Source organism: Accumulibacter sp. (genome assembly GCF_023806565.1).
Classification (GTDB): domain Bacteria; phylum Pseudomonadota; class Gammaproteobacteria; order Burkholderiales; family Rhodocyclaceae; genus Accumulibacter.
The window spans coordinates 1-12,673 of record NZ_JAMTDV010000066.1 but is presented as its reverse complement, the minus strand read 5'-3'; the positions used below and the strand labels follow the sequence as shown (position 1 = coordinate 12,673).

General features: G+C 62.4%; 6 protein-coding genes. 5 read left to right on the top strand and 1 reads right to left on the bottom strand.

Going from position 1 to position 12,673, the window contains the following annotated elements; translation table 11 throughout:
- Nucleotides 1-4: 4 nt before the first annotated feature.
- Nucleotides 5-1,603 carry a Re/Si-specific NAD(P)(+) transhydrogenase subunit alpha gene (locus NFV80_RS07720; protein ID WP_295327394.1) on the bottom strand — a complete coding sequence of 533 codons (1,599 nt, stop codon included), beginning with the start codon at nucleotides 1,601-1,603 and terminating at the stop codon, nucleotides 5-7.
- 584 nt (nucleotides 1,604-2,187) lie between these two features.
- Here NFV80_RS07720 and NFV80_RS07715 point away from each other — a divergent pair.
- From NFV80_RS07715 to NFV80_RS07695, 5 genes are all read left to right on the top strand, one after another.
- Entirely contained in the window at nucleotides 2,188-6,867 is a 4,680-nt protein-coding gene (locus tag NFV80_RS07715; protein ID WP_295327396.1) for a glutamate synthase-related protein, read from the top strand.
- A gap of 3 nt (nucleotides 6,868-6,870) precedes the next feature.
- On the top strand, nucleotides 6,871-8,313 hold the full coding sequence (locus NFV80_RS07710) for a glutamate synthase subunit beta (RefSeq protein ID WP_295327418.1): 1,443 nt from the start codon (nucleotides 6,871-6,873) through the stop codon (nucleotides 8,311-8,313).
- 340 nt (nucleotides 8,314-8,653) lie between these two features.
- Nucleotides 8,654-10,006 (top strand): bifunctional UDP-N-acetylglucosamine diphosphorylase/glucosamine-1-phosphate N-acetyltransferase GlmU, encoded by a 1,353-nt coding sequence (gene glmU, locus NFV80_RS07705; protein WP_295327420.1) that lies wholly within the window; start codon nucleotides 8,654-8,656, stop codon nucleotides 10,004-10,006.
- A 7-nt stretch (nucleotides 10,007-10,013) separates the two neighbouring features.
- Nucleotides 10,014-11,843 carry a glutamine--fructose-6-phosphate transaminase (isomerizing) gene (glmS, locus tag NFV80_RS07700; RefSeq protein WP_295327422.1) on the top strand — a complete coding sequence of 610 codons (1,830 nt, stop codon included), beginning with the start codon at nucleotides 10,014-10,016 and terminating at the stop codon, nucleotides 11,841-11,843.
- A 7-nt stretch (nucleotides 11,844-11,850) separates the two neighbouring features.
- Nucleotides 11,851-12,426 (top strand): cyclic nucleotide-binding domain-containing protein, encoded by a 576-nt coding sequence (locus tag NFV80_RS07695; RefSeq protein ID WP_295327424.1) that lies wholly within the window; start codon nucleotides 11,851-11,853, stop codon nucleotides 12,424-12,426.
- The last annotated feature ends 247 nt before the right edge of the window (nucleotides 12,427-12,673 follow it).

Genomic DNA, 12,673 nt, shown 5'->3' with positions numbered 1-12,673 from the left:
CTCCTCAGTTCTTACGGAACATTTCCAGCATGCGCTGGGTCACGGCGAAGCCGCCGAACATGTTGATGGCGACCAGCGCGATGCTGACCACGGCGAGACTGACGATCCATGTCTCGGGGCGTTCGAGTCCCCCTTCCGTCAGCGGCGGGGCTACCTGCACCAGCGCACCGATGGCAATGATGCTGGAGATCGCGTTGGTGACGCTCATCAGCGGCGTGTGCAATGCCGGCGTGACGTTCCAGATCACCATGTAGCCAATGAAGCAGGCCAGCACGAACACGGTGAAGTGGCCAATGAACGCCGCCGGTGCGTTGGCGCCGATGAACCAGAACAGTGCCGCACCCACCAGGAAGGTGATGGCCACGCTCTGCGCAGAGGACTGCTCACCACCGCCGCCGTGGCCGTGTCCGCCCTTCTTCTCGGCCGGCTTGGCCGCTGCAGTTGGCTTGGGGGGTGGCGGAGCCGGTAGCGTGAGGGGCGGCGGCGGCCAGGTGATCGTGCCGTCCTTGATCACGGTCAGGCCGCGAATGGCGTCGTCTTCCATATTGACGTTGATGACGCCGTCCTTGTTCTTGCAAAGTTCCTCGGTCAGGCGGAACAGGTTGGTCGAATAGAGTGTGGAGGATTGCGTCGCCAGCCGGCTGACCAGGTCGGTGTGACCGATGATGGTCACACCGTGCTTGACCACGACTTGGCCGGGCTCGGTCAGTTCGCAGTTGCCACCTTGTTCCGCAGCCATGTCGACGATTACACTGCCCGGCTTCATCGACTGCACCATTTCCGCGGTGATGAGCCGAGGAGCCGGTTTTCCAGGGATCAGAGCGGTGGTAATGATGATATCCACCTCTCTGGCCTGCTTCGCGTACATCTCGCGCTGCGCCTGCTGGAAGCCCTCGCTCATCACCTTGGCGTAGCCGCCGCCGCCGGACCCTTCCTCCTCGTAATCGACCTTCACGAACTCGCCACCCATGGACACCACCTGATCGGCCACTTCCGCGCGGGTGTCGTTGGCGCGCACGATGGCGCCCAGACCCACGGCAGTGCCGATCGCCGCCAGGCCGGCCACGCCGGCGCCGGCGACGAAGACCTTGGCCGGGGGAATCTTGCCCGCTGCGGTGACTTGGCCATTGAAGAAGCGCCCAAAGGCGCCTGCGGCTTCGACGACGGCGCGATAGCCGGAAATGCCGGCCATCGAAGTCAGCGCGTCCATTTTCTGGGCGCGACTCAGCATGCGTGGCAGCGAGTCGATGGCAAGCACGGTGACCTTGCGCGCCGCCAGCTGCTGCATCAACTCAGCGTTCTGTGCCGGCCAGACGAAGCTGATCAAGGTCTGGCCCTCGTGCATCAGGGCGACTTCCTCTGCAGTCGGGGCACGCACCTTGAAAACGACGTCGGCCGCCGCCCATAGTTTCGTGGCGGTGTCGAACACTTCCGCGCCGGCAGCGCGGTAGGACTCGTCGCTGAAGTTGGCAGCAGTTCCGGCCCCGGATTCGAGCGCCACCGAAAAACCCAGCTTGATCAGCTTCTCGACGACCTCCGGTACTGTCGCGACCCTCTTTTCTCCTGCAGCAGTCTCTCTCGGGACTCCGATTGTTAGCGGCATTCACTCCTCCATCACTTGTCGTGCCAGTGTTCAAGAAATTCGGTTGCTGGCCGCGAATCCCGCCGCCCGCGAAACCGCGAAATAGACGATTCTGATGCTCCCCACCGCGGCGGAAACGCTTGCCCTCGGCATCGCCCGCCGCTTGCCCGCCGCCGCGACCCTGCGTGTATCGAAGAGCGCCACGCGGCTTTCCGCGTCAGCTTACCATAAGCCATGCCGCGGACTTTACCATGGCGAACACGCCAGCGGGCCATTTCGGCCCCGCAGGGAAGCGAGCGCCGCGCACACGGGCCGGCGATGAATTCAGGCGGATCTGGTGTCGGCACGGATTTTGCCTCCGTGCAGGATGGCGCGGTGGAACCTCCAGGAAGTCGCGCAAGAGCATCGGGCGCCCTTTTTCGGTGCAAAAGCGACACTTTCGTGCCCTTCCGTGGTGCGGCGCAGCATCTTGAATGGTCGGTGTATTCAGGGTATAGTCGCCAGTCCCCGTGAGCGGCAAGGTGGCTGGCTTTGTGCCTGCCTCCGCGAGGTTTCGGACCGAGGTTGCCCGGGAACTGTCTTTGATTTGTGAGGATTCCAGTGTGATGACTGCGGCCATACCTGAACGGCAGGGGCTTTACGACCCGACCAACGAGCACGACGCCTGCGGTGTCGGTTTTGTAGCGCACATCCGGGGCAAGAGAAGCCACTCGATCATCGAGCAAGGTCTGCTGATCCTGAAGAATCTCGATCATCGCGGAGCGGTTGGCGCTGACCCGCTGATGGGTGATGGCGCAGGAATCCTCATCCAAATTCCCGACGCCTATTTCCGCGAGGAAATGGCCGGGCAGGGGGTCGTCCTGCCGCCAGCCGGGGACTACGGGGTAGGCATGGTGTTTCTGCCCAAGGAATCCGCTTCGCGCCTCGCCTGCCAGGAAGAAATCGAGCGCGCGGTACGCGCGGAGCATCAGGTCGTTCTCGGCTGGCGCGACGTTCCGGTCGATCACGCTTTGCCGATGTCGCCGACCGTGCGTGCAATGGAGCCGGTGATCCGCCAGATCTTTGTCGGGCGTGGTGCGGACGTGATGGTGACCGATGCTCTCGAGCGCAAGCTGTACGTGATTCGCCGGCGTGCGGCCAACGCCATACGGGCGCTGGGATTGAAGCATAGCAAGGAGTTTTACCAGCCGTCGATGTCCGCCCGGACCATCGTCTATAAGGGTTTGCTGCTCGCCGAGCAGGTCGGCGAGTACTACAAGGACCTCAAGGATCCACGCTGTGTCTCCGCCATGGCGCTCGCACACCAGCGTTTCTCGACCAACACTTTTCCCACGTGGCAACTCGCGCACCCGTTCCGGATGATCGCTCACAATGGCGAGATCAACACGCTGCGAGGCAATTACAACTGGATGCGCGCGCGCGAGAAGGGCACCTGGTCGCCGCTGCTCGGAGCAGATCTGGAAAAGATCTGGCCGCTGATCTATCCGGGGCAGTCCGATTCGGCGTCCTTCGACAACGCGCTGGAGCTCCTGGTGATGGGCGGCTACTCGCTGGCGCACGCGATGATGATGCTGATTCCGGAAGCCTGGGAATCGCATACGCTGATGGACGAGCGGCGAGGAGCTTTCTACAAGTATCACGCGGCAATGATCGAACCCTGGGACGGTCCGGCGGCGGTGGCGTTCACCGATGGACGCCAGATCGGCGCGACGCTCGACCGCAACGGCTTGCGTCCCGCCCGCTACCTGGTTACCGATGACGACCTGGTGGTGATGGCTTCGGAAGCCGGCGTGCTGCCGATTCCCGAGGAGCGGATCGTCAAGAAGTGGCGTTTGCAACCCGGCAAGATGTTCCTGATCGACCTCGAACAGGGACGCATCATCGATGATCTCGAGCTCAAGGAGACGCTGTCGCTGACCAAGCCGTATCGCGATTGGTTGAGCCGCATCAACATCAAGCTCGACGATCTGCCGGTTCCGAAGAGCGTCGCAGCAAGCGCTCCCTTGGCCTCCCTGCTAGACCGACAGCAGGCTTTCGGATACACGCAGGAAGATCTCAAGTTCATTCTCGAGCCGATGGCGAGCTCGGGCGAGGAGGCAACCGGCTCGATGGGAAATGATTCCCCGCTGGCCGTCCTGTCGAGCCGCAGCAAGCCCTTGTTCAACTATTTTCGGCAGCTTTTCGCGCAGGTGACCAATCCGCCCATCGATCCGATCCGCGAGCAACTGGTGATGTCCCTGGTGTCGTTCATCGGCCCCAAGCCGAACCTGCTCGGGATCAACGAAATCAACCCGCCATACCGTCTCGAGGTGGCACAGCCGGTACTCGATTTCGACAACATCGCGAAACTGCGGCGGATCGCGACCTATACCGGCAACAAGTTCCACTCGGCAGAACTCGACATCTGTTACCCGCTGGCCTGGGGCAAGGAGGGCGTTGAGGCGCGCCTGGCGTCCCTGTGCGCCGAAGCGGAGGAACACGTGCATAAGGGATCGAGCATCCTGATCGTCTCGGATCGCCGCATCGATGCAGGGCATGTGGCGATTCCGGCGCTGCTGGCGACCTCGGCGGTGCATCACCATCTGGTGACGAAGGGTCTGCGCACTAGGGTCGGTCTGGTGGTCGAAACTGGTGCAGCGCGCGAGACGCACCATTTCGCTCTGCTCGCCGGTTATGGAGCGGAAGCCGTCCACCCGTATCTGGCACTGGAATCCTTGCAGCAGATCGCCGGCGGCGATCCGGAAAAGGGTGACAAGGCGATCAAGCACTTCATCAAGGGGGTCGGCAAGGGCCTGCTCAAGGTCATGTCCAAGATGGGCATTTCGACCTACATGTCCTACACCGGAGCGCAGATATTCGAAGCGGTCGGTCTGCAAAAGCAGATGGTCGACAAGTATTTCACCGGCACTTCGACGCAGGTCGAGGGAATCGGTGTCTTCGAGATCATGGAAGAGGCGATTCGCCTGCACAGGCAGGCATTCAGCGACGATCCGGTGCTGGCCACGATGCTCGACGCCGGCGGGGAGTATGCCTACCGCGTGCGCGGTGAAGAACACATGTGGACGCCGGATGCGATCGCCAAGCTGCAACACTCGACGCGCACGGGCAGGTACGAAACCTACAAGGAGTACGCTCGCCTGATCAACGACCAGACGCGGCGCCACATGACGCTGCGCGGGCTGTTCGAGCTCAAGTCGGCCGGACCGTCGGTGCCGCTGGAGGAAGTAGAGCCAGCCAAGGAAATCGTCAAGCGATTCGCCACCGGCGCGATGTCGCTCGGATCGATTTCGACCGAAGCGCACAGCACCCTGGCAATCGCCATGAATCGCCTTGGTGGCAAGTCGAATACCGGAGAGGGCGGCGAAGACCCGGCGCGCTTCAAGGCGTTGAAGGGCGGCGAGAAGCTTTCGGACGTGGTTGGCAAGACGCGCATTGAACGCGACTACCAGTTGCAGCCTGGCGATAGCCTGCGCTCGGCGATCAAGCAGGTCGCTTCCGGGCGTTTCGGGGTTACCGCAGAATATCTGGTGAATGCTGACCAGATTCAGATCAAGATGGCGCAAGGCGCCAAGCCCGGTGAAGGCGGTCAACTGCCGGGCCACAAGGTTTCCGAGTACATCGGTTTCCTCCGCCACTCGGTTCCCGGCGTCGGATTGATTTCGCCACCCCCGCATCACGACATCTACTCGATCGAGGATCTGGCGCAGCTCATCCACGATCTGAAGAATACCAATCCGAAGGCGTCGATCAGTGTCAAGCTGGTTTCCGAAATCGGCGTCGGGACGGTTGCCGCCGGCGTCACCAAGGCCAAGGCCGATCATCTGGTGATTGCCGGCCACGACGGTGGGACTGGCGCCAGCCCGCAATCTTCGATCAAGCACGCCGGTTCGCCATGGGAACTGGGCCTTGCGGAGACGCAGCAGACGCTGGTCCTCAATCGCCTGCGCGGGCGCGTGCGAGTGCAGGTCGACGGGCAGATGAAGACCGGTCGCGACGTGCTCATCGGTGCGCTGCTCGGCGCCGACGAATTCGGTTTCGCCACTGCGCCGCTCGTCGTCGAAGGCTGCATCATGATGCGCAAGTGTCACCTCAACACCTGTCCGGTAGGGGTGGCCACACAGGATCCTGTGCTCCGTCGGAGGTTTTCCGGTCAGCCGGAACACGTGGTCAACTACTTCTTCTTCGTTGCCGAGGAAGTGCGCGAGCTGATGGCGCAGATGGGAATTCGCAGTTTCAATGAGTTGATCGGCCGCTGCGACCTGCTGGACATGCAGAAGGGGATCACACACTGGAAGGCGAAGGGACTGGACTACAGCCGCATATTCCACCGTCCGGAAAACGAGTCCGGGACGCCAGTGTTCCAATGCGAAAGCCAGGACCATGGCCTGGGCAGAGCTCTGGACAATCGGCTCATCGAGCTCGCCAGGCCAGCACTCGAAAGCGCTGAGAAGGTCCGCATCGACTTGCCGGTGCGCAACATCAACCGCACGGTCGGGGCGATGCTGTCGGGCCAGGTGGCAGAGCGCTACGGACATGCCGGATTGCCGGAGGGTACCATCGAAATTCGTTTCACCGGCACCGCCGGGCAGGCCTTTGGCGCTTTCCTGGCACGTGGCGTGACCCTCGACCTCATTGGCGAAGCCAACGACTACGTGGGCAAGGGACTTTCCGGAGGGAGGATCATCGTACGTCCGAATGCGGGTTTCCGGGGCGAGACGCAAGGCAACATCATCGTCGGCAACACGGTCCTTTATGGGGCCACCGAGGGTGAAGCGTTTTTCGCCGGGGTGGCCGGTGAGCGCTTCGCTGTCCGCAATTCGGGTGCCACTGCGGTGGTCGAAGGGGTCGGTGACCACGGCTGTGAATACATGACCGGCGGGACGGTCGTCGTCCTCGGCATGACCGGCCGCAACTTTGCCGCTGGAATGTCCGGCGGGGTGGCTTACGTGCTCGACGAGGAAGGTACTTTCGAGTCGCGCTGCAATATGGCGCAGGTGTCTCTGGAACCGGTCGAGGAAGAACTGGTGGCTCGCCAGGGGAGCGACGCCGGAGACGACCTCGAGGGCCACGGCAAGGTCGACGTTCGCCATCTCGGCGTCATCGACGAGGTCTTGCTCAAGGGCCTGGTCGAAAGGCATTATCGGCTCACCGGGAGCCGCCAAGCATTGCGCTTGCTCAACGATTGGGAGCGCTATCGCCGGCGCTTCGTGAAGATAATGCCGCACGAATATCGTCGGGTGCTTGTCGAGCTGGCGGTGGCGCAGAAGCAACTGGAGGCAGCATAGGAAATGGGTAAGCCTACGGGATTCATCGAGTACCAGCGTCTGGCGGAGGTCAGTGAGCCCGCCGCGTCGCGTCTGAAGCATTACCGCGAGTTCGTCGTGGCGCTCACCGACGAACAGGCGAGCCTGCAGGGTGCGCGCTGCATGGATTGCGGCATTCCGTTCTGCAATACCGGTTGCCCGGTGAACAACATCATTCCCGACTGGAATGACCTGGTCTATCGCGGCAATTGGGAGCAGGCGCTGACGGTGCTGCATTCGACCAACAACTTCCCGGATTTTACCGGCCGCATCTGCCCGGCGCCGTGCGAAGCCGCGTGCACGCTCAACATCAACGCAGATCCGGTCGGCATCAAGTCGATCGAGCATGCGATTGCCGACAAGGGTTGGGAAAAGGGCTGGATCCTGCCGCAGCCGCCAAAGCGCACGACTGGCAAGAAGGTTGCCGTGGTCGGCTCCGGGCCCGCCGGCTTGGCGGCGGCACAACAACTGGCGCGGGTCGGGCACAGTGTGGTGGTGATCGAGAAGAGCGACCGGATCGGTGGCCTGTTGCGCTACGGGATTCCCGACTTCAAGTTCGAGAAATCGCACCTGGATCGCCGCATTGCCCAGATGCAGGACGAGGGGGTAACTTTCCAGGTAAATCAAGAGGTTGGCGGTAGCGGCGAGAATGCGCTGCCGGCCGCGCAGGTGCTCGCCGAGTTCGATGCGGTGATTCTCGCCGGCGGTGCAGAATGCCCGCGCGACCTGCCGGTGCCGGGTCGTGACCTAGACGGCGTACATTTCGCCATGGAATTCCTGCCGCAACAGAACAGGTTAAACGCCGGCGACCGGGTGGATGCGCAGATCGTGGCCACCGGCAAGAATGTGGTGGTGATCGGTGGTGGTGACACCGGTTCCGACTGTGTAGGTACCAGCAATCGGCATGGAGCGCTGTCCGTTACCCAGTTCGAGGTCATGCCGCAACCGCCGCAACAGGAGAACAAGAGTCTCACTTGGCCGTATTGGCCGTTGAAGTTGCGCACCTCGTCTTCGCACGAAGAAGGGTGCGCACGCGACTTTGCCGTTTCCACCAAGAAATTCATTGGTGAAGAGGGCAGGGTGAAGGCTCTCAAAGTGGTACGAGTCACCTGGAGCGACGGCAAGATGACCGAGATTCCGGGCAGTGAGTTCGAGATACCGGCCGACCTGGTGTTGCTGGCGATGGGCTTTGTCTCACCGGTTCGGCAGGGGCTGCTGGAACAGTTGGCAGTGGAGCTCGATGGGCGTGGCAACGTCCGGGCTACGACCGACGGCACCGGTTGCTATGCAACGAACGTGGCGAAGGTCTTTGCCGCCGGCGACATGCGGCGTGGCCAGTCGCTGGTGGTCTGGGCGATACGCGAAGGCAGGCAGTGCGCACGCGAAGTGGACGCCTTTCTGATGGGCAGTTCCGACCTGCCACGCTGACCGACATGGCCGGTGCCGACACCGCCGGTCATGTAATTCATGACGGTTTTCCGTCGCTTCCGACCTCCCGTGTGCAGCGGCGAGGGAAGTGGGTATCCGCCGACACACAGGGCAGGATGGAACCAGCGGTTTTCGCATCGTGCGCGTAAACCGGGTTCACTATCCGCCATATGTGACATAGTTGTGCGCTTTCTCCGCCCGATCTGAAATAATAGTTAAAAGTGGCGTTGGCCATGGCAACGGGGGGGCTGCCCATTTCTGGTCCCGGGCCGTCGAACGCGACGGAGCAGGAAGGCGGCAGGAGTGATCTCATCTGCAGGGTTCTAACGAATTCACGTTCATGAATATAGTCATTCTCGCCGCCGGGCAAGGCAAGCGCATGCATTCGAACTTGCCCAAGGTTCTCCACCCGTTGGCGGGCAAGGCCTTGCTCGCGCACGTCATCGATACGGCTCGCAGCCTCGCTCCGCAGAGCATCTGCGTGGTCTATGGACACGGTGGCGAGGTCGTGCGCGCAGCGATCGACGCGCCGGATCTGATTTGGGTTCTGCAGGAGCCGCAACTCGGGACCGGGCATGCAGTGCTGCAGGCAATGCCGCATCTCGGGAACGCTGCCACAACCCTGGTGCTCTATGGCGATGTACCGTTGATTCAGGTGGATACGCTCAGGCATCTGGTGCATGCCGCGCGGGATGCGCTGGCGGTCCTCACCGTCGAGCTGGCGGATCCCGGCGGCTATGGCCGGATCGTGCGCAACGCCGCCGGCGAGGTGGTACGCATCGTGGAGCAGAAGGATGCAACAGCAGACGAGCGTGCGATCAGGGAGGTCAATACCGGTATCGTCGCCCTGCCGACGGATCGGCTGGCCGCCTGGCTGGGACAGCTGTCGAATGACAACGCACAGCAGGAATACTATTTGACCGACATCGTCGCCCTCGCGGTGGGCGAGCGCGTGCCTGTGCGCACGGCGCAGGCACGCGGCGAATGGGAAGTGCTTGGGGTCAATAGCAAGGTGCAGCTCGCCCAGCTCGAACGTGTCGCGCAACGTCGGATCGCCGACCGTCTGCTCGAACAGGGCGTACGTCTGGCTGATCCGGAACGCATCGATGTGCGGGGCGAACTCGTTTGCGGGCGCGACGTCTTCATTGACATCAACTGCGTGTTCCAAGGAAAGGTGGTTCTCGAAGAAGCCGTCGAGATCGGTCCAGCCTGCGTGCTCAAGAACGCCCGTGTCGGCGCCGGATCACGTCTGGCCGCGTTCAGCCACATCGAAGATGCTACGGTCGGGCCGGACGGCGTAATTGGACCATTTGCCCGCCTGCGTCCGGGCACCGACCTTGCAGCCGGCGTGCATGTCGGCAACTTCGTAGAACTCAAGAATGCGCGGTTGGCTGCCGGATCGAAGGCCAATCATCTCGCCTATGTCGGCGACGCCATTATTGGCAGCAGGGTGAATATTGGCGCCGGCACGATTACCTGCAATTACGATGGTGCCAACAAGTTCAAAACGGTCATCGAGGACGATGCATTCATCGGCTCCGATACGCAGTTGGTTGCCCCCGTCACGGTCGGCCGCGGCGCCACGCTTGGCGCCGGCACGACCTTGACCAAGGATGCTCCGCCGGACACCCTCACCATCTCGCGTGCCCGGCAAATTTCCATTCCCGGCTGGAAACGGCCAAGCAAGAAGTGATCTGACCATGTGTGGCATCGTCGCCGCGGTCGCCGACCGCAATATCATCCCGGTTCTGCTCGAAGGTTTGCGGAAGCTCGAATATCGTGGTTACGATTCGGCCGGTCTCGCGTTTATCGACGCGAGCGGCCTGCATCGCCTGCGTTCGGTCGGCCGCGTTGCCGAGCTCGCGGCGCAAGCCGAAGATTCGCAGGCTGCCGGCGACACCGGCATCGCGCACACCCGCTGGGCGACGCATGGCGTACCGTGCGAGCGCAATGCGCATCCGCACATCTCTGCCGGATTGGCGGTGGTGCACAACGGAATCATCGAGAACCACGAGTCGCTGCGCGGACAGCTCAGGGCGCTCGGTTACGTATTCACCTCTGACACCGATACCGAAGTCGTGGCGCATCTGATCGCCCACGAACTGACGACGACGGTCGATTTGCTGAGTGCGGTCCGCCAGGCGATCGCGCAGTTGCAAGGTGCTTACGCGATCGCCGTGCTGCGCGAGAGCGAGCCGGAGCGACTGGTGGTCGCGCGCGAAGGCGCACCGCTGTTGCTCGGACTGGGCAGCGACGGCTGCTACGCCGCTTCGGATGCCTCGGCGCTGGTGCAGGTGACGCGCCGGATGGTTTACCTCGAAAACGGCGATTGCGCCGAACTGATGCGCGATCGTTACCGCATCACGCGCGTCGATGGTACACCGGTCGAACGCCCGGAAAGCGAGTCACAGCTTTCGGCCGAAGCCATCGAACTCGGCAATTACCGGCACTACATGCAGAAAGAGATCTTCGAGCAACCAGTGGCAGTGGCCAACACGCTCGAAATGCTTGGTACGGCACGCAGCCTGCAGCCGGGTATCTTCGGCGCCGAAAGCGAATCTACTCTGGGCGAGGTCGGGCAGGTCCTGATCATCGCCTGTGGAACCAGCTATCACGCGGGTCTGGTCGCGCGCTACTGGCTCGAGTCGATCGCGGGCATTCCGTGTTCGGTCGAGGTGGCCAGCGAGTATCGTTACCGCGACTCGGTACCGGACCCACGAACCCTGGTGGTGACGATTTCCCAGTCCGGAGAAACCGCCGACACGCTGGCCGCGCTACAGCACGCCAAGTCTCTCGGCATGCGGCGCACCCTGTGCATCTGCAACGTTCCGGAATCCTCGCTCGTACGCGAGAACACCCTGCGTTTCATCACCCGTGCCGGCCCGGAGATCGGTGTCGCTTCCACCAAGGCCTTCACGACACAGCTCGCGGCCCTCTACCTGCTGACCCTGGTGCTGGCCAAACTGCGCGGACGACTCGACGCCGAGGCCGAGGCAGCCGAGCTGCACGCGGTGCGACATTTGCCGATGGCGCTGGCCAAGGTCCTCGAGCTCGAGCCGCAGATTCGCGACTGGTCCGAGCGTTTCTCGATGAAGCAACATGCCCTCTTCCTGGGGCGCGGCCGCCACTATCCGATCGCCATGGAAGGCGCGCTGAAGCTGAAGGAAATCTCTTACATCCACGCCGAAGCCTATCCGGCCGGTGAACTCAAACATGGTCCGTTGGCTCTTGTCGATCGGGAGATGCCGGTGATCGCCGTCGCCCCCAACGATACGTTGCTGGAAAAGCTCAAGTCCAACTTGCAGGAAGTGCGCGCGCGGGGGGGCGAACTCTACGTTTTCGCCGATGCGGACAGCGACATGAAGGAGTCGGACGGGATTCAGGTGCTTCATCTGCCCGAGCACTACGGAGCACTTTCCGCATTGTTGCACGTGGTACCGCTGCAGTTGCTCGCCTACCATGTTGCGCTGGTGCGCGGTACTGACGTGGACAAGCCGCGCAATCTGGCAAAATCCGTCACCGTCGAATGAGTCGCTGATGCCGCACCCGATGAATTCAGCGGGCGCGCAACGCTTGCCGGAGCTGGAATACCTCGGCGATGCCCTACCGTTCACCGCGCAGTTGCACGCCATGCTCCCGTATTCACCGCTTTTTGAAAGCCTGCAACTCGACGAGGTGCGCGCGCTGAGTCCGTTTCTGCAGGTCTACCGGGCACAAATCGGGCAAACGGTGCTGCGCGAAGGCGAAGCCGGTGATTTCATGCTGTTCGTGATCGAAGGTCGCATCGACGTCTTCAAGGAAGCGGGCGACCACGCCTCGAGCCTGATTGCGGTGATCGGGGCGGGAAAGGTGCTGGGCGAGATGTCGCTGATCGACGGCGATTCGCGGTCGGCGACCTGCATCGCCGATGCCGTCACGCTGATGGCGGCGCTGTCTCGCGAAGCGCTCGCGCGCATCATCGTCGAGCAGCCGCTGCTTGGCGCCAAAATCCTGATGGGGCTGGTGGTGTTGCTGTCATTTCGACTGCGCAAGACGAGCGCGCAATTGCTCTCCTGTCTCGAGCAGCAGCGCGGGCAGAAAGGCGTGACCGAAGTGGGATCGCCCTTCGTTTGAACCGCGTCAGGCCTTGCGGCCTTGCGTGCGCGGCGGTTTCCCGAAACTGGGCGCAAGGCCCATCTCGGAAATCGATCGGCCGACGGGCTCGGCTGATGCAGAGATCTGATGGTCGAATTTCCGGGATGTTCGAGGTCAGCCATGGCCAGCAGCTACCTTCCCGCGGACTGGGCTTCGCCTGTGACGATTGCCGCTAACGGTCATTGCAGTTGCGGCCGCCCCGGATGATGAAAGAAGATGCGAGTTG